The organism is Streptomyces sp. CO7, assembly GCF_053474865.1.
This window is the reverse complement of the sequence record NZ_JBRIOU010000002.1, coordinates 1,443,697-1,464,479: the sequence shown is the minus strand read 5'-3', so window position 1 is coordinate 1,464,479 and position 20,783 is coordinate 1,443,697. Positions and strand designations below refer to the sequence as shown.

Annotated in this window: 13 protein-coding genes and 2 tRNA genes; 4 read left to right on the top strand and 11 right to left on the bottom strand. The window is 70.2% G+C overall.

The window, feature by feature from the left end:
* Positions 1 to 26: 26 nt before the first annotated feature.
* The 7 genes from ACOV8S_RS08685 to ACOV8S_RS08655 all read right to left on the bottom strand — a co-directional run bounded on the left by ACOV8S_RS08685 (position 27) and on the right by ACOV8S_RS08655 (position 9,870).
* Positions 27 to 929, bottom strand: a complete 903-nt coding sequence (locus tag ACOV8S_RS08685; RefSeq protein WP_448317113.1) for a carbohydrate ABC transporter permease — start codon at positions 927 to 929, stop codon at positions 27 to 29.
* Positions 926 to 1,819 (bottom strand): carbohydrate ABC transporter permease, encoded by an 894-nt coding sequence (locus tag ACOV8S_RS08680; protein ID WP_448317112.1) that lies wholly within the window; start codon positions 1,817 to 1,819, stop codon positions 926 to 928. Before ACOV8S_RS08680 ends, ACOV8S_RS08685 begins: the two co-directional genes overlap by 4 nt.
* Positions 1,820 to 1,964: 145 nt before the next feature.
* Positions 1,965 to 3,245, bottom strand: a complete 1,281-nt coding sequence (locus ACOV8S_RS08675; RefSeq protein WP_448317111.1) for an ABC transporter substrate-binding protein — start codon at positions 3,243 to 3,245, stop codon at positions 1,965 to 1,967.
* Positions 3,246 to 3,860: 615 nt separating this feature from the next.
* Positions 3,861 to 3,934: transfer RNA gene (locus tag ACOV8S_RS08670), tRNA-Pro, on the bottom strand.
* Positions 3,935 to 4,016: 82 nt separating this feature from the next.
* Positions 4,017 to 6,401 carry a glycoside hydrolase family 65 protein gene (locus ACOV8S_RS08665; protein ID WP_448317110.1) on the bottom strand — a complete coding sequence of 795 codons (2,385 nt, stop codon included), beginning with the start codon at positions 6,399 to 6,401 and terminating at the stop codon, positions 4,017 to 4,019.
* A gap of 47 nt (positions 6,402 to 6,448) precedes the next feature.
* Positions 6,449 to 8,824 (bottom strand): phosphoketolase family protein, encoded by a 2,376-nt coding sequence (locus ACOV8S_RS08660; protein ID WP_448317109.1) that lies wholly within the window; start codon positions 8,822 to 8,824, stop codon positions 6,449 to 6,451.
* Between the two features lie 140 nt (positions 8,825 to 8,964).
* Positions 8,965 to 9,870 (bottom strand): universal stress protein, encoded by a 906-nt coding sequence (locus tag ACOV8S_RS08655; protein ID WP_448317108.1) that lies wholly within the window; start codon positions 9,868 to 9,870, stop codon positions 8,965 to 8,967.
* Positions 9,871 to 10,162: 292 nt separating this feature from the next.
* Between ACOV8S_RS08655 and ACOV8S_RS08650 the strand changes: the two genes are divergently transcribed.
* Together ACOV8S_RS08650 and ACOV8S_RS08645 are read left to right on the top strand one after the other, a co-directional pair.
* Positions 10,163 to 10,570, top strand: coding sequence for a YciI family protein (locus ACOV8S_RS08650; protein ID WP_448317107.1), 408 nt, complete (start codon positions 10,163 to 10,165; stop codon positions 10,568 to 10,570).
* An 8-nt stretch (positions 10,571 to 10,578) separates the two neighbouring features.
* A complete protein-coding gene (locus ACOV8S_RS08645) occupies positions 10,579 to 11,721 on the top strand; it encodes an RNA polymerase sigma factor (RefSeq protein ID WP_448317106.1) in 1,143 nt (380 codons plus the stop codon).
* Positions 11,722 to 11,811: 90 nt separating this feature from the next.
* On the opposite strand, the gene ACOV8S_RS08640 is transcribed toward ACOV8S_RS08645, so the two are convergent.
* The 3 genes from ACOV8S_RS08640 to ACOV8S_RS08630 form a co-directional block, all read right to left on the bottom strand.
* A complete protein-coding gene (locus ACOV8S_RS08640; protein WP_448317105.1) occupies positions 11,812 to 14,730 on the bottom strand; it encodes a glycoside hydrolase family 48 protein in 2,919 nt (972 codons plus the stop codon).
* 803 nt (positions 14,731 to 15,533) lie between these two features.
* Positions 15,534 to 15,677 (bottom strand): hypothetical protein, encoded by a 144-nt coding sequence (locus ACOV8S_RS08635; protein WP_448317104.1) that lies wholly within the window; start codon positions 15,675 to 15,677, stop codon positions 15,534 to 15,536.
* Between the two features lie 229 nt (positions 15,678 to 15,906).
* Positions 15,907 to 16,554 (bottom strand): hypothetical protein, encoded by a 648-nt coding sequence (locus tag ACOV8S_RS08630; protein WP_448317103.1) that lies wholly within the window; start codon positions 16,552 to 16,554, stop codon positions 15,907 to 15,909.
* A gap of 650 nt (positions 16,555 to 17,204) precedes the next feature.
* On the opposite strand from ACOV8S_RS08630, the gene ACOV8S_RS08625 reads away from it, so the two are divergent.
* Both ACOV8S_RS08625 and ACOV8S_RS08620 read left to right on the top strand, forming a co-directional pair.
* Positions 17,205 to 19,970: a S8 family serine peptidase gene (locus tag ACOV8S_RS08625; RefSeq protein WP_448317102.1), complete on the top strand. Its 2,766-nt coding sequence runs from the start codon at positions 17,205 to 17,207 to the stop codon at positions 19,968 to 19,970.
* A gap of 272 nt (positions 19,971 to 20,242) precedes the next feature.
* Positions 20,243 to 20,494 (top strand): hypothetical protein, encoded by a 252-nt coding sequence (locus tag ACOV8S_RS08620; protein WP_448317100.1) that lies wholly within the window; start codon positions 20,243 to 20,245, stop codon positions 20,492 to 20,494.
* A 100-nt stretch (positions 20,495 to 20,594) separates the two neighbouring features.
* On the opposite strand, the gene ACOV8S_RS08615 is transcribed toward ACOV8S_RS08620, so the two are convergent.
* Positions 20,595 to 20,668 (bottom strand) — tRNA-Pro (locus ACOV8S_RS08615).
* Positions 20,669 to 20,783: the final 115 nt, after the last annotated feature.

The window sequence follows — 20,783 nt, the reverse complement described above, 5'->3', positions numbered from 1 at the left end:
ACGGTCCGGTGCGGACGGGGTGCGGCTCAGCCCTTCACGGCACCGGTCAGGCCGCCGACGATCTTCTTCTCGAAGATCGAGAAGAAGATCAGGGCGGGCAGCATCGCGAGCGAGGTGAACGCGAGGATCTTCGCGGTGTCCTGCGAGTACTGCGAGGCGGAGAGCGCCTGGACGCCGAGGGGCAGGGTGTAGTTGGCCTCGGAGTTCAGGACGTACAGCGGCAGGAGGTAGTTGTTCCAGCTGCCGAGGAAGCCCAGGATGCTGACGGTGACCACGCCGGGGGTGGACAGCGGGATCACCATGCGGAAGAAGAAACCGAGCCGGCTCGTACCGTCGATCGACGCGGCCTCCTCGAGTTCCTTCGGGATGGCCTTGAGGAACGGCACCAGGATGATGACGGTCGTCGGCAGGCCGAACGCGATCTGCGGGATGATGATGCCCAGCAGGTTGTCGATCAGGCCCAGGTTCTTGATCATGATGTACAGCGGCGTGATCGCGATGACCAGGGGGAACATCAGGCCCGCGGCGAACAGCGAGTACATCGCGCCCTTGAACTTGAACTCGTAGCGCGCGATCACGAAGCTGACCATCAGGCCGAGCAGCACGATGCCCGCGGTGCTCGCCAGACCGACGATGACCGAGTTGCCGAACTGTCCCCAGAACGTCTGGGTCGCGAGGACGTCGGTGTAGTTGGTCAGCGACCACGGGCTCGGCAGCCCGGACGGGTCGGTGGTGAACTGCGAGTTGGTGCGGAACCCGCCGAGCACGATGAACAGCACCGGCGCGATGCACGCCACGATGAAGAGCAGCGCGACGATGTAGGTGAAGGGGTTGCCCCACTTCTGCTTGACACCGTCGTTGCCGCGGTTGGTGCGCCGGCGCCGCGCGATCCCGGTGAGGTTCGCGGACTTGGCGGTGGTCGCGCTCACTTCGCGTCTCCCTCGGTCACGGCGCCCTGCAGGTCACGGCGCAGGACGAAGCGCTGGTAGAACAGCGCGACGATCATCGAGATCACGAACATCACGACCGCGATGGCGCTGCCGTACCCGAAGTTCGCCGCGTTGCGGCCCTCGGCGACCATGTAGATCGCCATCGTGGACGTCCCCGCGGTGCCCGCGATGTAGGGGCCCCAGATGATGAAGACGAGGTCGAACAGCTGGAGCGACCCGATGATCGACAGGAAGCCCCAGATACGGATCGTCGGGCCGAGCAGCGGCAGGGTGATGCGGCGCTGGATCTGCCAGTAGGAGGCGCCGTCGATCTCCGCGGCCTCGAAGAGCTCGTCGGGTATGGACTGCAGGCCGGCGAGCATCAGGATCACCGCGAAGCCGATGTACTTCCAGGTGATGATCCCCATCAGCGTCCACAGGGCGAGGTCCGGGTCGGACAGCCAGTCGTGCTGCCAGGACTCCAGCCCGATCTTGCCCAGGAGGTCGTTGACCGCGCCGTTGGACTGCAGCAGCAGGCCCCAGCCGGTGCCGACGATGATCTCGGAGATGACGTACGGCACGAAGATCAGGATGCGGATGATCGAACGTCCGCGGATCTTCTGGTTGAGCAGCAGCGCCAGGCCGATCGCCAGCGGTCCCTGGATCAGCAGGGAGAGCACCACGATCAGCAGGTTGTGGGTCAGCACCTCCTGGAACGCGGGATCGCCGAGGATCAGTTTGTAGTTGTCCAGCCCCACCCAGTCGGTCGGGTCTCCGTAACCCTTCCACCGATAGAAGCCGTAGTACGCGGCAAGCGCCACGGGGAAGATCACGAAGGCCAGGAAGACGAGGATCGCCGGTCCGGACAGGATCGCGATCTCGAGTCGCATCCGGGCACGGCCACTGCGGCGGCGTCCAGCCGCTCGCGGCGAGGCCGGGGACGCGGACTTGGCCGCGTCCCCGGCTTCTGGCGTGCCCTGCGACTGACGGCCGGAGGCCGTGTCAGTACCCAGGGTGTCGCTCATGGTTCCTTACTCAGCCCTTCGCGGCAGCCGCGTTGGTGTTCTTGACGATGTCCTCGGGCGTGCCCTTGCCGGCCATCAGGTTCACGACGGCGGTGTTCATCGCGTTGCCGACGTTCTGGCCGTACTGGGTGTCGAGGAACATGACCGAGTAGGCGGCCTTGTTGAAGGCCTCCAGCGTCGACTTGTTGTACTCGTCGGTGACGACGCTCTGGGCCTCCTTGTTCACCGGGAGAGTGCTGAAGCCCTTGGCGTACTTCTCCTGCTGCTCCTTGGTGGCGAGCCAGCGGAGGAACTCGAAGGCCTCCTTCGGCGCGGCCTTCGCGACCGAGTAGCCGTCGCTGCCGCCCATCATGGCGGAGGGGTCACCCTGGCCGCCGTCGACCGCGGGGAAGGGGAACCAGCCGAGGTCGGGGAGCGGCTTCTTGTCCGGGGTCAGGCCCGCGATGACGCCCGGGTTCCAGTTGCCCATGAGCTCCATGCCGGCCTTGTGGTTGGCGAGCATGCCCGCCGAAGAGCCGGCGCCCTGCTGGGCGGGGGTCGTCAGGTAGCCCTTCTGGAACGGCTCGATCTTGAGGAACTTCTCCAGCTCCTCGCCGGCCTTGACCCAGCACGGGTCCTCGAACTTGAGCTCGGCGCCGGCCTTGTTCAGCGCGTCCTCGCTGCAGTGACGCAGGGCGAAGTTGTAGTACCAGTGCGCGGCGGGCCAGGCGTCCTTGGCGCCGACCGCGATCGGGGCGACGTCGATCTTCTTCAGCTTGGCGATGGCGTCCTCGAGCTCGGCCATCGTGGTCGGCGTCGACTTGATGCCGGCCTTCTCGAAGAGGTCCTTGCTGTAGTAGATGCCCTCGGGGTTCGTGGACAGCGGGACGGCGTAGACCTTGCCGTCGATCGTCGCGCCGGCGACCTGGGCGCCCGCGTTCGCCTTGTCCTGGTCGTTGAAGGGCAGCTCCTGGAGCTGACCGGCGTCGACCATGGCCTTCATCTTGCCGCCACCACGCTGCAGGAAGATGTCCGGCGCGGAGTTGGAGTTCAGCGCGGTCTGCAGCTTGCCGTCGAAGTCCTCGTTCTGGACCTGCTGCAGCTTGATCGTGACCTTCGGGTTCGCCGCCATGTACTCCTTGACGGCGCCCTTCCAGTACTCCGCGCCCGGACCGGGGGAAGCGTTCTCCCACACGGTCAGCGTGACCTTGCCGCCGGACTCGGCGTTGTCGTCGGTCTCGCCGTTGCCTGCGCAGGCGGTGGCTGCGAGAACGATGCCCACGCCGATCGCAACAGCCTTGATGCTGCGCATTTTCCTCGCCATCTTGGAAACTCCCTGATTTGTCGTCACCGGCACAGGTGCGTGTGAATAATGAACGTGAAGTAATCGCCTGCTGGTCTCCCAAAACAGTGCGCGTGCACCGATTCGGGCATTTCAGGTGGCAGGCCGACCGTGGCGTTGATGAGGTTCGGGCACGTGGCCCAGTCGCAACGATCGCGGCGCCCCCTGCTGGCGGGCTACGGACATACGCGGTGGACGTGCCGGGTGGACGGGTACGGACCGTGCGGAGTCGTCTCCGCAACGGGGAGGTTTCGAACGGTCGTGAGTATGCGCGCGCTGAAGAGCGGCAGTCAATGACTATGTTTCCGAAAGTTTTCCGAAATCCTCGGTGACCCTTCAGGGTCAGTCTCCGAAACATTTCGAAGAACCGGTAACAGGCCCGGCCTCCCGGGCTCGGCGGCCCCGGCTCGGCTTGTACGCCCTCGTCGGCGCATGTCCGGACCTCGCCGCTTGTGGCAGGGACTGCGGGGCTCAAATTGGCATGGGCCTGACATTCAGGAAGGCGGAAGCGGACGGCTCCGGAAACGCGCCAGGGGCCGGCCCGGGAAAGATCCCGAACCGGCCCCTGGTGTGCTGTGCACTGTGTCGGGACGACAGGATTTGAACCTGCGACCCCTTGACCCCCAGTCAAGTGCGCTACCAAGCTGCGCCACGTCCCGATGCCTTCTCAGCAGGGGTTCCCCTGCGTGATCGTGCGGATCAAGCCTACCGTACGTGCGCGAGTGGTCGTGAACGGGGGTGTCACCCTCCGCATTCGCGCAGGGACACCTTGCGGGTCTCCCCAGGGGCCAGGGAGTCCGTCCACTCCCCGAGGTGTACGGTGACCGGGTCTTCGGCGGCCGCGGCGACGGAGACCTCCAGTTCCTGTCCGCGCAGCCGGACCTTGACGCCCCAGTGCCCTCGGTAGCGCAGGCAGAACCGGTACTCGGACATCTGCGGCAGCGGCACCGGGTCGAAGCGCAGGGCGCCCGCGCCGGTCTCCAGCCCGGGCAGGCAGCGCTGCACCAGATCGAGGGTGCCGGCCATGGCGCCCAGGTGGATGCCCTCGCCCGTGGTGCCGCCCTGGACGTCGGCGATGTCGCCGGCCAGCGCCTCCTGGACGAACTCCCACGCCCGGCCGCGCCGGGCCCGGGCCAGCACCCAGCCGTGGACCAGGCTGCTCAGGGTGGAGCCGTGGCTGGTGCGGGCCAGGTAGTGGTCGACCGTGCGCAGCCAGGTCTCCTCGTCGAGGTCGTGGCCGAGCCGCCGGAACTGGGCGCGCAGCTCGCCGGGCGCGAAGAGGTAGCCGAGCATCAGGACGTCCGCCTGCTTGGACGCCTGGTAGCGGTTGACGGTGTCGCCCTCGGCCTCCATGATCCGGTCCAGCCTGCGGATGTCGCCGTACTTGGCGCGGTAGCCGCGCCAGTCGAGTTCCTGGAGCTCGCCGTAGCCGGCGAACTGGCTGATGACCCCGGAGTGGAAGGGCACGTACAGCCGGCGCGAGACGTCGTCCCAGCGCTCGAGTTCGGCGCCGTCGAGGCGGGTGCGTTCGGTGATGTCGCGGCGCAGCGGTTCGGGGAGCTGGGCGAGCACGTCGAGGGCGCGGCAGATCACCCAGGAGGCGGTGACATTGGTGTAGGCGTTGTCGTCGAGCCCGGGGCGGATGGCGTCGGGGTAGGCCTCGTGGTACTCGTCGGGGCCGACGACCCCACGGATGCGGTAGCGCCCGAGGTCCTTGTCGAAGGTGGCGAAGTCGGCCCAGAAGCGCGCGATCTGCAGGAGCATGTCGGCGCCCTTGCCGTGCAGGAAGCCGGTGTCGCCGGTGGCCTCGGCGTAGCGCCAGACGTTGTAGGCGACGGCGGAGCCGACGTGGTACTGGAGGTGGCTGTGGTCGGGCAGCCAGCGGCCGGAGCGCGGGTTGAGGTGCAGCCGCTGGGTCTCCTCCCGGCCGTCGCTGCCGCTCTGCCAGGGGTACAGTGCGCCGCGGTAGCCGGCGTCGGTCGCGTTGAACCGGGCGCGTTCCAGGCGCCGGTGGCGGTAGGTCAGCAGCGCGCGGGAGACCTCGGGGAAGTGCAGGTTGAGGAAGGGCAGCACGAACAGCTCGTCCCAGAAGACGTGTCCGCGGTAGGCCTCGCCGTGCAGGCCGCGGGCGGGCACGCCGACGTCGAGTTCGGCGGTGTGCGGGGAGAGGACCTGCAGCACGTGGAAGAGGTGGACCCGCAGCACCGGGCCGGCCTCCCCGGGGACGTCGATCTCGGCTGCGCGCCACAGCTGTTCCCAGGCCGCCTCGTGCGTGTCCAGCAGCGTCTCGAAGCCGCCGGCCCGGCCGACCCGGTCGAGGGCGGCGTGCAGCGGGTCGCTGATGGCGGGGTCGCGGGAGGTGTGCAGGGCGACCGTCTTGTCGACGGTGACGGTGTGGCCGTCGGCGACGGAGACGCGGATCAGCCGGGCGATGCCCGTCTCCTCCTGCTCGGTGAGGATCTCCGCGGGGGCGTCGACCTCGGTGCGGGCGGCGAGGGCGACGCGGATGTCGCTGGTGGTGGTGCGGCAGCGCACCCAGACGATGCCCTCCTCGGTGATGCCGGGCTGGATGTGGGTGAGGTGGCGGGAGGCGAGGTCCTTGTAGCGGTCGACGTTGCCGTTGGTGACGCCGGCGTCGAGCGCGGACTCGACCTCCAGCGCCCCCGACCAGCCCTCGGGGGTGAGTTCGGTGCGCAGCAGGGCCAGGTGCGGGTCGGCCATGTGGACGACGCGCAGCTGGCGGACCCGGACGGCGCGGCCGTCGTGGTCCAGGTAGCGCATGGTGCGTTCCAGGACGCCGCGGCGCAGGTCCAGGCTCTGCCGGTAGTCCTCGACGGTGTGGGTGTCGGGGGTGAACCAGTGGCCGGTGTCCGTGCGGAAGCGCAGCGGCAGCCAGTTGGGCAGGTTGACGACGTCCTCGTTGTCGACGTGCCGCCCGGCGACGTCGGAGACCAGCCGGTTGTAGCATCCGGCCGCGTAGGTGCCGGGGTAGTGGACCCGGTCCCGCGCGCACTCGGGGACGGCGCCGCGGGTGGCGAAGTATCCGTTGCCGAGGGTGCACAGCGACTCGCGCAGCTTCTCCAGCGTCGGGTCGTACCCCTCGTACTCCCAGGTCCACACGCCCATGGCGTCTCCTCACGACGGTGGTGCGCTGCGTGGTCCGGCGGCGCTGGTCAGTCGTTCCAGCTCCACTCCGCGACCTCCGGCAGGTCCACGCCGGTGGCACGGATGTGGAGGTGGTGGCGGGCCCGCACGTCGGCCATCGCCTGGCGCACGGCGGCGGCCCGCACGGCGAGGCCGGGCACCCGGTCGATGACGTCCATCACCAGCCGGTACCGGTCGAGGTCGTTCTGCACGACCATGTCGAACGGCGTGGTGGTGGTGCCTGCCTCCTTGTAGCCGCGGACGTGCATGTTGGCGTGGCCGCGGCGCCGGTAGGCCAGCCGGTGGATCAGCCACGGGTACCCGTGGTAGGCGAAGATCACCGGCTTGTCGGAGGTGAACAGGCCGTGGAACTCGGCCTCGGCGAGTCCGTGCGGGTGTTCCTCCTTGGGCAGCAGCCGGGTCATGTCGACGACGTTGACGACCCGGAAGGCGAGGTCGGGAAGGTGCTGCCGCAGCAGTTTGGCGGCGGCCAGGACCTCCAGGGTCGGCACGTCGCCGGCGCAGCCGAGGACCACGTCGGGTTCGCGGCCCTGTTCGTTGCCGGCCCAGTCCCAGATGCCCGCGCCGCGCGCGCAGTGCACCTTGGCCTCGTCCATGGACAGCCAGTCGAAGCAGGGCTGCTTGCCCGCGACGATCACGTTGACGTAGTCCTTGCTGCGCAGCGCGTGGTCGGCGACCGACAGCAGGGTGTTGGCGTCCGGCGGCAGGTAGACGCGGACCACGTCGGGGCTCTTGTTGAGGACGTGGTCGACGAAGCCGGGGTCCTGGTGGGAGAAGCCGTTGTGGTCCTGCCGCCACACGTGCGAGGTCAGCAGGTAGTTCAGGGAGGGCACCGGCGCCCGCCAGGACAGCGCGCGGGAGGTCTTCAGCCACTTGATGTGCTGGTTGACCATCGAGTCGACGATGTGGACGAAGGCCTCGTAGCAGGAGAACAGGCCGTGCCGGCCGGTGAGGGTGTAGCCCTCCAGCCAGCCCTGGCACAGGTGCTCGGAGAGGATCTCCATGACCCGGCCGTGCCGGTCGAGGTTGACGTCGCCGGGGAGGGTCTCGGCCTGCCATGCCTTGCCGGTGGCGCCGAAGACCGCTGAGAGCCGGTTGGAGTCGGTCTCGTCGGGTCCCACGAGGCGGAAGTCGCGGCGCGCGGCGGTGTTCTTCATGACCTGCTCGAGCAGGGCCCCGAGCACCCGGGTGGGCTCGTGCGTTCCGGCGCCCGGCCGTTCGACGGGGACCGCGAAGTCCTCCAGCGGCGGCACGGGCAGCTGGCGGGTGAGCACGCCGCCGTTGGCGTACGGGCTGGAGCCGAGCCGCTTGACGCCTTCGGGCACGCAGGCGAGGACCTCGGCCACCGGTGCGCCGTCGGCGTCGAAGAGTTCCTCGGGGCGGTAGGAGCGCAGCCACTGCTCCAGCATGGCCAGGTGTTCCGGGTTGTCCCGGACGCCGGCCAGCGGGACCTGGTGGGCGCGCCAGGTGCCCTCGACGGGGACGCCGTCGACCTCGGCGGGCCCGGTCCAGCCCTTGGGGGTGCGCAGCACGATCATGGGCCAGCGGGGGCGCTCGGTGACGCCCTCCTCGCGGGCGGTGCGCTGGATCACCGCGATGCGGTCGAGGACCTGGTCGAGGGCGGCCGCCATGTCCCGGTGGACCTGTTCGGGGTCGTCCCCGCCGACGTGCACGGGATCGTGGCCGAAGCCCCGCAGCATGGCGTCGAGTTCGTGCTCGGGCAGGCGGGAGAGGACCGTGGGGTTGGCGATCTTGTAGCCGTTGAGGTGCAGGATCGGCAGCACCGCGCCGTCGTGGACGGGGTCGAGGAACTTGTCGGAGTGCCAGGAGGCGGCCAGCGGGCCGGTCTCCGCCTCCCCGTCGCCGATCACGCAGGCGACCAGCAGGCCCGGGTTGTCGAACGCGGCGCCGTACGCGTGGGCGAGGGAGTAGCCGAGTTCGCCGCCCTCGTGGATGGAGCCGGGCGTCTCGGGGGCGACGTGGCTGGGCACACCGCCGGGGAACGAGAACTGCCGGAACAGCCGCTCCATGCCCTCCGCGTCGAGGGAGATGTCGGGGTAGGTCTGGCTGTAGCTGCCCTCGAGCCAGGAGTTGGCGACGACCGACGGGCCGCCGTGGCCCGGCCCCCAGATGACCAGGGCGTCCAGGTCGCGCTTGCGGATGACCCGGTTCATGTGGGTGTAGACCAGGTTGAGGCCCGGTGAGGTGCCCCAGTGGCCCAGCAGCCGGGGCTTGATGTGCTCGGGGCGCAGCGGCTGCGTGAGCAGCGGGTTGGCCAGCAGGTAGATCTGCCCGGCCGACAGGTAGTTGGCGGCCCGCCAGTGCGCGAGCAGGGTGCGCAGTTCCTCGTCGGGCAGGACGTCCTTGTGCGGGGCCGTGGTCATGGGGCGACTCCATCGATCGGCGTGCGGAACCGGGGTGCGCGGGCGGCACGCGGTGCGGGCGGCTCGTGCTGCGGGCGGCGTGCCGCGGGCAGCCGACGGTTCGTGGCCGACGGCGGTCCGTGGCGGTCGGCGGGCGGTCGTCAGCGGTGCGGCACCACGGCCACGGGGGCGACGGCGTGGTGCAGGACGGCGTGGGCGACGGCGCCGATGCGCAGGCCGAAGGCGTGCCGGCGCATGCCGTGGCCGACGACCAGCAGGGAGGCGTCGTGGGACGCCTGGGCGAGCAGCAGGGAGGCCTTCGCAGGCTCGGTCTCCTGCCGCACCTCCACGTCGGGGTATCTCTTCCGCCACGGCGCGAGGGTCTCGTCCAGCAGTTCGGCGTGCTGCCGGCGCATCTGCCCGAACTCCTCCCCCTCCACGGAGCCGGTCCATTCGTAGAAGGCGGGGAGGTTGTACGCCTGCACGGCCCGCAGGGCGGTGGAGCGGCGTGCCGCCTCCTCGAAGGCGAACCGCAGCACCGCGTCGGGCGTGCCCTCGGGGTCGACCCCGACGACCACGGGCCGGTAGGCCAGGGTGTCGCCGTGATGTCCCTCGGCGTCGGTGAGGTGTTCGTCGGCCGCGGACTCTCCCGCGCGGACCATGACGACCGGGAACTCCGCGTGGGCGATGACGCCGAGGCCGACGGATCCCGCGATGAAGCCGCCGAGGCTGCCGAGGCCCCGGGAGCCGAGCACCAGCAGGCTGTCGGGCCCCGCCTGCTCGGCGAGCGCCACGGCCGCGCGGCCCTCGACACCTTCGACGGTGACCTCCAGGCCGGGCTGTTCGCGGCGCACCGCGTCGGCGACCTGCGGAGGGACCCGGCGGCTCCAGTCCTGCCGGGTCTCCTCGGCGAGGAAGGGGGCCTGTGCCAGGCGTGAGGGGGTGGGCTCGTGGACGTGCACGATCTTCAGCGGCGCTCCGCTCATCCTGGCCTCGCGGGCGGCCCAGTCGATCGCGGCGCGGCTTTCGGGTGACCCGTCGAGTCCGGCGACGACGGTGCGGACCATGGTGGCGACCTCCGGGTCTCACGTGCGGTGTCTGCCTTCCGAGTCTGCCGCCGGCCCGGCCCGGTGACTCCCCGGACTGACCCGAACGGCTGAGCGGCGCGGGCGGGGAGCCCGGCCCGGGAGCCTGTTCGGCGGGGCCCGAGGCCTCGCGGGTTCTCCAGGTCGACGAAAGAATGCGGGACGGTGAGAAAAAAGTGGGGAAACCTGTCCGCCGATGTCGAGAACCGTCGGGCGGCTCCGTCCCCGGGGTGGAAGTGATCACAATGGTCACGGCGAGACCTGGGAGAACAGCATGGCGAAGTACCTGCTCCTGAAGCACTACCGGGGCGCCCCGGCGGCGGTGAACGACGTCCCGATGGACAGGTGGACCCCGCAGGAGGTCGAGGACCACATCGCGTACATGAACGACTTCGCGGCCCGTCTGGAGAAGACCGGCGAGTTCGTGGACGGGCAGGCGCTGGCGCCGGAGGGCACCTTCGTCCGGTACGACGGGGAGGGCCGCCCGCCGGTCACCGACGGGCCGTTCGCGGAGACCAAGGATCTGATCGCCGGCTGGATGGTCATCGACGTCGACGGCTACGAGCGCGCGCTGGAGCTGGCCGGCGAGCTGTCGGCCGCCCCCGGGGCCGGCGGGAAGCCGATCCACGAGTGGCTCGAGCTGCGCCCCTTCCTCGGCGCCCCGCCCACCGTCACGGAGTGACGGCGCTGATGGACGAGGTTCTCCTGCGGAGCCTCACGCCGGGCGTGCTCGCCGTCCTCGTCCGCCGCGGAGCCGATTTCGCGGCGGCCGAGGACGCCGTCCAGGACGCGCTGCTGGAGGCGGTGCGCGCGTGGCCGCAAGACCCCCCGCGCGACGCGAAGGGGTGGCTGATCACCGTCGCCTGGCGCCGGTTCCTCGACGGCAGGCGCGCGGAGGCGGCGCGGCGCCGCAGGGAGGACCTCGTCGAGGAGGAGCCGGCGCCCGGCCCGGTGTCCGGGGTGGACGACACGCTCCGGCTGTACTTCCTGTGCGCGCATCCGTCGCTGACGCCGTCGTCGGCGGTGGCGCTCACCCTGCGCGCCGTCGGCGGGCTCAGCACCCGGCAGATCGCCCGGGCGTACCTGGTGCCGGAGGCGACGATGGCGCAGCGGATCAGCCGCGCCAAGCGCACCGTCTCCGAGGTCCGTCTGGACCGGCCGGGTGACGTCGCGACCGTGCTGCGCGTCCTCTACCTGGTCTTCAACGAAGGCTACTCGGGCGATGTGGACCTGGCCGCGGAGGCGATCCGGCTGACCCGTCAGCTCGCCCGGGTGATCGACCATCCCGAGGTGGCGGGGCTGCTCGCCCTGATGCTGCTGCACCATGCCCGGCGGGCGGCCCGCACGGCGCCGGACGGAAGCCTGGTGCCGCTGGCCGAGCAGGACCGGGGGCTGTGGGACACCCGGGCGATCGCCGAGGGCGTGGACATCCTGCAGGCGGCGCTGGCCCGGGACCGGCTGGGCGAGTACCAGGCGCAGGCGGCGGTGGCGGCGCTGCACGCCGACGCGCCGCGCGCCGAGGAGACCGACTGGCCGCAGATCGTCGAGTGGTACGACGAGCTCGTGGACCTCACCGGCAGCCCAGTGGCCCGGCTGAACCGGGCGGTGGCGGTCGGCGAGGCGGACGGACCGCGCGCGGGGCTGGCGGCGCTGGCCGAACTGGACGCCGCGCTCCCCCGCCGCACCGCGGCGGCCGCCTACCTGCACGAGCGCGACGGCGACCTGGACACGGCGGCGCGGCTCTACGCGGAGGCGGCCCACGCCGCATCCTCCGTGGCCGAGCGCGACCACCTGACGCGTCAGGCCGCCCGGCTCAACGCCCGCGGCCGCTGACGCCGGCCGCGAGCACGCAACCGGCACCGGAACACGGAACTGCCCCGGGGCACTACGCCCCGGGGCAGTCCGTTCACCGCTCGCCGCGTGCTACTCGAGCAGCTCGGCGTAGGCGCCGAGCGCGGTGGCGACGTCCGCCTGCGCCCAGAACCGGTGGTAGGTGAAGACCGGCGCGGAGCCGCCCTTCAGGTAGGCCTCGATCTTCGACCACGCGGGGTCGTTCTTGTAGAAGCCGCGGATCGAGAGGAAGGTCGACGACGAGTCGATCGTGTCGCCGTTGGGCATCTTGCCGGTCCAGCCGGACGGCACGTACACCGGGTCGTCGAACCGGTTGTAGTCGGCCCGGGTCTCCGGGACCGCTACACCGAGCGCGTCCGAGTGCTCGCTCAGCATGCCGTCGAGCAGCGCCTTGGCGGTGGACTTGGCCTTCGCGTCACCGGACTTGGCGGCGTAGTAGGTCAGGACCTTGGCGTAGGAGCCCGCCACGCCGACGTCGTTGGTGTAGTCGGCGACGGTGACGTGGAGGTTGGTGTTGGCGGCCGGCGAGGAGGCGTTCCAGGTGGCCGGGGCGCCCGACCACTGGAGGGTGGAGGGGAACAGGAAGGTGCCGTCGGGGTTGATCGTGGTCTTGGAGACCGCCCAGTCGACCCACTTCTTCACGACCGCTCCGGCCTTGGCGTCACCGGTCTGGTGGTAGTACTCGGCCACGCGCTCCATGGACCACGCCTGGAAGCCGAACCACTGGTTGGACGGCGGGTCGTGATAGACCGGCTTCTCGTCGTAGGCCATGCCGTAGAAGGTGGGCGTTCCGGCCGGCGGCTGGGCGTAGGCGCCCTGCCAGCTGTTGGTGGCGCCACCCGCGATGGCTCCCTCGCTGGACTGGAGCCAGGTGTAGAACTCGATCTGCCGGGTCAGGCTGGTGGCCCAGTCGGACTTGCCGGTCGAGGACTTCGGGGCCAGCGGGGCGTAGTTGCTGAGCGCCCAGGCGGCCATCGGGTTCTGGTAGCCGCCGTGCGCGTGGCTGGAGCCGATGCGCCAGGCCCAGCCGGCCGAGGTGTCGGTCGCGCCACCCCAGGCGTAGTACCAGCTCAGCAGGTAGTGGGCGCTGTTCTTGCCGCTGCCCGCGGGGCAGGCGGTGGGCCCGACGCAGTTGCCGACCTTCTTGAAGTACTTGTCGAAGAGGGCGTACCGCAGGTAGTCGCCCATCTTGGCGGCCTTGCCGACGGTCGTGGAGACCTCGGAGCCCTTGCCCTGCTCCTTGGCCCAGATGTCGGCCCAGTAGGCCGCCTGCACGGCGCGGGCGTCCGCGTCGGGGGCGTTGGTGAACTTCCACTGCTTGGCGTACGAGGAGTCGCCGGTGAACAGGTCCAGGTAGCCGTTCTTGCCGCCGTAGACGAACTTGTCACAGGTCGGGTGGGTGACGGTCTCCCAGACCGACTCCTGCGGACCGCGCTGGAAGGTGTTGATGTAGGACGGGCCGGTGGCGGTGGGTCCGGCCTCGCACTTGCCGGGCTCGTTGCCGAAGCCGTAGGTGTTGTCGACGTCCTGGATCCAGTGCATGCCGTAGATGTCGTCCGTGCCGTACGCGCTCTTCAGTTCGGCCGCGATGGGGTCGGCGCCGGACTTGGCGGCCGGGTCCAGCTTCGACGGGTACTGCGAGGGCAGGTCGTACTCGGACGCGTAGGTGGCCGGCTCGGCCGGCTTGTAGAACGAGTTGGTGGGCTGGTCGGCCTTGGTGGGGATCATGTACTTCTCCATGGTCTCCCACGCCTTGTTGAAGCGCGTCCAGTCACCGGTGACCCTGCCGTACTGGGCCTGGAGCCAGATCAGATAGCTGTACGCCTCCGACGTGGTCTCGTGCCCGTGGTCCGGCGCCTCGACGATGAGCGTCTCCACCGAGTGGTAGGGGATGCCCTCGGGCGAGAAGTAGCCGTTGGCCGGGTCGGTGATCTTCCCGTACAGGTCCAGGAACTTGGCGTCGTAGGTGCCGCCGGCCGAGAGCTGGCTCACCGTCACCTTGGCGGCCGTGTGGCCACCGGCGGAGGACGCGAAGACCGCGGAACCGGAGCCCGAGGCGGAGGCCGCGACGGTCACCTTCTGCGGGACGTTCCAGTTCGACGGGGTGAACGTCAGGCTGGCCCCGCCGCTGACGGTGAGTCCCGTGTTGCCCGACTCGCGCGCCGTGGTGACCGTGACGTTGGCCGAGGGCTGCTTGGAGAGCGTGATCTCGTAGGTGCCGCTCTCGCCCTGGCGGACGCCCAGCTGGGTCGGGTTGGCCGTCACGGACGGGCCGGAGACGATCTTGATGCCGACCGGCGAGGACTCGCCGGTCGCGCCCTGCGAGTCGTAGGCGCGGGCGTAGAGCGAGTGGTCGCCAGCCGCGAGGCTGGTGGTCTTCAGCTCGAACGGGGAGGTGGTGTCCGTGCCGAGCAGCGCGGTGTCGCTGTAGAACTCGACCTTGCTGATGGTCGCGTTGTCGGCCGCCGCGGCGGTGGCGGCCAGCGGCACCTCGGTGCCCACGGAGTACGAGGCTCCGGGCGCCGGGCTGGTCAGGACGGCCACCGGGGGCTGGTGGGCGCCGGTGCAGGTGGTGCCGTTGACGGCGAACGAGGTCGGGGCGGCGTTGGTCCCGCTGTAGCTGAACTGCGCGCCGGCCGAGGTGGCGGCGCCGGCGGCGAGCGTCTTGTTCCAGCTCGTGTTGGTGACGGTGACCGTCTTGCCGGACTGCGACCAGACGCCGTTCCAGCCGTTGCTCAGCTTCTGGTTGCCGGCGTAGTCGTAGGTCAGCTTCCAGCCGTCGAGGGCGGCGGTTCCCCGGTTGGTCAGGGTGAGCTCGGCGGTGAAGCCGGAGCCCCAGTCGTTGGTCTTGTAGTCCACGCTGCACTGCACCGCGGCCGCGTGGGCGGGCGCGGCGGACAAGTTGGAGATGGTGAGGGGTAACGCCAGTAAGGCGGCCAGTGCGACGGCCGGGCCGCGCAGGCGAGGCCGGTGTCTCCTGAGGAGCTGCATGCGGGTGCATTCCTTTCCGGAGGGCCTGTCGGCCCGTGGGGGACGGGAAGGTGACGAGATGACGCTGATACCTGTGGGAGCGCTCCCATAGTTCGCAGGCTGTAGGGACACTGTCAAGACCTCCCGTTCGCTTTTCGAAGGCACCGAAGCCCTCGCGGCAGCCCAGTGATCAGAAGGTGAACCTGCCGCCGCTCGCGTGGCCTGCCGCGGAGCCGCCCGGGGCGCGGCAGGCGTCCTTGTCACCGGTGTGAACGGTGAGGAGGAGTCATGACGGTCCGGGGTTCCGACCCGACGGCGAGGGCGCGGGCGACGACAGGTCGCTGTGGAGCGAGACAAGGAACGCCCTGTGGAGCAGTCCCGGTGAGCCGCCGGTTCCCGGGCAGCGGGTCAGGCGCTTCCGTTTCGCTTCGACGGGGCGGGAGACCTGCCCTTCCAGCGCAGGGAGTGGCTGCCTCGCCCGCCCATGGGGCGGGTGCGAGAGGGAGGCCGACCGCCCTGCGCGTTCGCCTGGCTGCCGCCGGCCTCCGCGCCCCGGCCGCTCGTGGCGGCGCTCGACGCCGACCAGCGCTGCACCCGGGTGATCTGTACCGTCTGCGCCCCACCGGCGACGGCGGGACGCAACGCTGGACGGTCCGTGACCAGTAGGGGCGGAAGATCGGCGCCGTGCGCAGGGTGCCGGGTGGTTTCCCGCGGCCGCTTGTCCGGCGTCTCGAGCAGCTCGGACGACCGGAGGCCGCCCAGGTCGCGACCGGGGGGGTGAACCGGCGGTCCGGGACGGCCGTCGTGGCGGACGGTCGAGCGGCTCATCGGGTCGTGCGGCGCCGGTGCCGCTGGACCACCACGCCCGGTGCCACGAGGAACAGCACCGCCAGAATGGCGATCTCGAGCGTGCCCGCCCGGGACGCGATGGGCATCAGCAGGGCGGCGAACGCGATCAGCACGAACACGAGCTGCCGAATGAGCCGACCCATCTGCTTCTCCTGCGGGGTCGGGGGACCAGGGCTCCTGCGGCCCGGCTGAGGGCACGGTAACCATGCGCTCCGGGGTCGGGGAGCCGAAGCGGCCACCCTCATGCAGCGGGCGGCCGCTTCACTCGTCCCCGGTCGGACCAGGCACGCGGCCCGGTGATGTCCGGTCAGGAGGCATCCCTGTGCCGGGAGTAGGAGCCGCCGCCCGTCACCCGGGCCTGGATAGACGGGTAGGTGGTGGCGTAGCACCCCAGGACCAGAGCGTGCAGAGCTGCACCTTGTACTGCATGGTGGAGTGCGCAGTCGACGTCGGCAGGGCGGACCTGCTGCTGTACTCGCGGCCGACAGTGTCCACCGCGGACGACGCACGGGTGAAGTAGTCGTAGCGGCTACTCCAGGCGATGATCTTCGAGCCGTTGTACGTGAAGTCGACGACCGTGTGGTGGTCGTTGATCACGCTGCCGAGCAGGCAGTGGCGGGTGACGGAGTGCCGGCCTGCTTCCAGTGCCGGTCGCGTCGTGGTGTTGGGGACCGTCCCGTCGGTGGGGGCGTCCAGACCGGGCAGGATCACTTCGTCGCTCGTGGTGACGTCGGCGTTGGCCGGCACGGCGAGGAGGTCGTCGAGCTCCTCAGCGGTGTGCCCCTGTGAGATTTTCTCCGCGTCCGCGAGGACTGTGTGGCCGACGGCCTGCGCCGCATTGCCGTCGACCACCTTCTGCACGACGGACAGCACCACCTGGTCCGAGTCCAGGTCCTCTGCCTGGGCCGCCGGCATCCCGTCCGTCAGGGCCGCTACGGCGGTCGCGGCGACCAGCAGGTGCCGGGTAATTCCGCGATTTTCGGTGCTGCGCTGCATGAGGAATTCCCGTCCGGTCGCGAGGCATGCCGCTACTGCACGAGGGGACGCAAACTCCGGCGGGGAGGATGCGCGAATTCTCTGACCCATAGCGGAATTTCCGGATGGCGTTCCACGGTCGCCATAATTCTCGGCCGTCGACCATCTCCGCAATTGGACCTTCGGGGTAGGCGGTTCGGCCAGGATCGTCAGGCAGTGGCCTTTGGGAGCGCGTGGCCCGGACAACCGGCACCGCACCGGCACGGGTCGAGGATGGAGACCGCGACGACCGCGGCCGCGGTGCAGCTTCCCGGACCGAGCTTGAGCAGGATGCGTCTGACGTGGGCCTTCATGGTTCCCTGCGAGACGCCGAGCCGGCGGCGAGGAGGAGCCGGACCAACTCCCAAGTGACGGGGCAAGGATGCCGCTCTTCTCGCCGGTGTCCGACACCAACCGCCAGGCGACCGATCCCGGGCGACACACGGAACCCGCAATCGTTTTCAGCCAAAGATCTCCCATAGCGCTTAATGCGTTGACCGGTCGCGATCAAGGCTGCTTTATTTCGTCCGTCATGTACAGCCGGACCAGCCGCGCTATCGGCACGCCGAGACGTATTCACTATTTCCGCGGTCACCGCGGCCCGTGGTGGTCCGCTTTCCAGACGGAGCGAGATGAGAAGAACCATTTGGTCGGTCGTCGTGGCGGTGTCCGCCATGACGCTCGGGGCGGCCCCGGCCCATGCCGCGCCCCCGATGTCCGAGACCCAGGCCGCGCACCAGGCCTCGAAGGTGGATCCGCGGGTGCGCGAGCAGGCCGCCGACGGGGAGACCGTCCGGGTGAACGTCGTCACCCGGACCAGGGCCGACCTCCCCGACGCGGCCGAGGCGGGCGAGGTCGTTCGGGAGCTGGACCGGCTGCCCGTGGTGACCATGCGCGTGAACGCGGCGGACCTGGCCGACCTGGCCGCCCAACCGGGCGTCGCCAGCGTCACCGAGGACCGGCCGGAAGCCCCGACCCTCGCACAGAGCGTCCCGCTCGTCGGCGGTGACAAGACCCGCGCCGCCGCCCTCACCGGCGCCGGCAGCGTGGTGGCGGTGCTGGACACCGGCGTCGCCACGCACCACCCGTTCCTGGCGGGGCGGATCGCGGGCGAGGCGTGCTTCTCCGTCACCGACCCCGACTACGAGGCCTTGAGCCTGTGCCCCGACGGTTCCGACGAGCAGCAAGGCACCGGTTCGGCCGATGCTGAGAGCGGGCCCTGCGCCCACCTCGACTGCTCACACGGCACCCATGTCGCGGGCATAGCCGCCGGCAATGGCAAGAACGTGGCCGGGGCTCCGCCCGCCGGCGTCGCCCCCCGCGCGGACGTCCTCGCGCTCCAGGTGTTCAGTGAGATCGGCTCGGAGGACTTCTGCGGTGAGGGTGCCGCACCGTGCGTGCTGAGCTTCCCCAGCGCCCAGCTCGCCGCGCTGGAGGACGTGCTCGCCAAGCGGCAATCCGGCATGCCGGTGATTGCCGCCAACATGAGCCTGGGCAGCGGCCAGTACACCGCCGCCTGTGACAGCGACCTGCGCAAGCCGGCCATCGACGCCCTGCTCGCCGCCGGTGTCGCCACGGTGGTCTCGGCGGGCAACAGCGCCTACGCCAGCGCGGTGAGCGCCCCCGCCTGTATCTCGTCGGCGATCGCGGTGGGCAGCACCACCAAGCAGGACGACCTCTCCTACTTCAGCAACCGCGGCCCGCAGGTCGACCTGTTCGCCCCCGGCAGCGACATCACCTCGTCCGTCCCCGGCAACGGCTGGGGGACCATGAGCGGCACCTCAATGGCCGCCCCGCACGTCACCGGCGCCTTCGCGGTGCTCCACCATGCCTACCCCGCGAAGAGCGCCACCGAGCTAGCGGCCCTTCTGAAGAGCACCGGCAAGCCCCTCACCGTCTCGGGCGTCACCACCCCGCGGATCCAGCTCGACACGGCCGTCCCGGCCACCCCGCCGGCACAGGGCACGGACTTCGACGGCGATGGCGCACAGGACACCGTCATCGGCGACCCCGAAGCGACCGTCAGCGGTAACACCGACGCCGGTGTCGTGCGCGTGATCTACGGCGGCGGCAAGGGCACCGCCACGCTCCACCAGGACCTTTCCACGGTCCCCGGTTCCGCCCAGCCCGGCGACCGGTTCGGGGAGGTCCTGACGACTTTCGACCACAACAAGGACGGCTACACCGACCTCGTCGTGGGTGTCCCGGCCGAAGACATCGACACCGAGACGGATGCCGGTTGGGCCAACATCATCTATGGCGCCCCGGGCGGCCTGACCACCGGGACGGCACCCCTTGTCCTCATGCAGGGCACGGGCGAGGGAGGTATCAGGGCATCAGCACCGGAGGCCGGCGACAGGTTCGGTCAGGCTCTCGCCGCCGGCTCTACCGCCCAGGGCGAGCCGTACCTGGTGCTCGGTGTACCTGGTGAAGACCTCGACACCCTCGTCGACGCCGGCGTCGCCCACTATCTGCGCGGCACCACCAACCTCACCATCCACCAGGACACACCCGGCATGGCGGGTGATGCCGAAGCCGGCGACATGTTTGGATCCTCCGTTGCCGGCTCAGCGAACCATGTCGTCGTCGGAGCCCCTGGTGAGGCCGTCGGCACCATGGCCGGCACGGGCAACCTCCAGGTCCTCGCGCACACCCTGAACGCCGAGAACGTTCCTACCCCGATCGTGGGGCTCACGCAGGGCAACGGAGTCGTGAGCGGCGCGGCCGAAGCAGGAGACGAATTCGGCGCCGCTCTCGCGGCTGTTGCCTACGCACCCGAGGGAACGACGGCACCCACCGACACCATTTTCGCCGTCGGCGCGCCTGGTGAAGCCCTCGCCGCCGGCACCGTCAACGTCACCCAGGCAGGCACGGTACAGACCTTCCGGGTCACCGCAGCCGGCACAGTCACCCAGGCCGCAAGCATCAACGCCCAAGTGGCCAATGTGGACGGCGAACTCGAGGTCGGCGACCGCTTCGGTCAGAGCCTGGCCATCACCAATCTCAGCCCCAAGGCGACCGGCTCGGCCCAGACCCTCGTCCTTGCCGTCGGCATCCCCGGCAAGGACATCGGTACCCACGTGGACGCCGGCGCGGTCCAGACGTTCTACCCGTTCGGTACCCCCGGGGACAGCGATCGCTGGATCCAGGCCGGTGACGCCTCCGGCCTCGGCGGCACCCCGACGGCCGGCGACGCCGTCGGAAGCCACCTCAGTGCCACCGCCACCCATCTCAACATCGGCGTGCCCAGCACCGCGCCGCACGGTGCCGCCTACTCTCTGCCCTGGAACAACGCAACCGGCGGCCGCACAGGCACTCTCACCGCGCCGACCAGCTACGTCCCCGGCCAGAAGGGCCTGCCGGCCGAGGGCGGGGCCTTCGGCTGGGCCATCAGCTGATCGCGCCGGTGCACCCACCTCTGGCTTGAAAGCCGACAGCCGACGGGTCGGCCCGGGGACACGTCACCCGGGCCGACCTGGCCTCGTCTGTGCACTGCGGTACCGGTCAAGCCGCATCCTCGCATCCGGGTGACAGGGCGGACACGCACAACCTCGACGACTTCTCCCTCCCGACGATTCCACGCTCTGAAGGGCCCCGGGTCCGTCGCAGGCTTGATTCCCTGGAGGAGCCGAAGCCATGGCCCGTCCTTCCGCTCATCTTGCCGAGCTTCGTGAGCGCGCTGCGCACGGTCGCGGAGATCCGCCGCAACTACCCGACGGACTCGACCGCGATGAAGGCGATCGCCCCGGATCCGGACTTCAGTCCCGCCCAGACGGTGCGGACCTGGGTCCGCAAGGCCCTGGTCGACGGCGGCCGGCGCCCCGGTATGACCGCGGAGAAGGCCAAAGGGGGGCTCTGTCCGCGCACCTCAGCGTACTCACGCCCCCGCTCGCCGACGGGCCCGATCGCCGTGGTCCGCTGACACCGGTCAGGGACGCCGGCCCCCAACCGGTCACCCAAAAACGATCAAAGGCCGGTCTCGGAGAAATCCGATACCGGCCCTGACCTGCGACTGTCTCCAGTCGGGACGACAGGATTTGAACCTGCGACCCCTTGACCCCCAGTCAAGTGCGCTACCAAGCTGCGCCACGTCCCGATCGTTCTCCCGCGGCGGGCCGCGCGATCACGTTCAGGAGTACTTTAGCGCACGTCCAGGGCCTGCTCGACGGGGGCGGGGAGGCCGGGCGGGACAATGGGCCGATGAGCAGCTC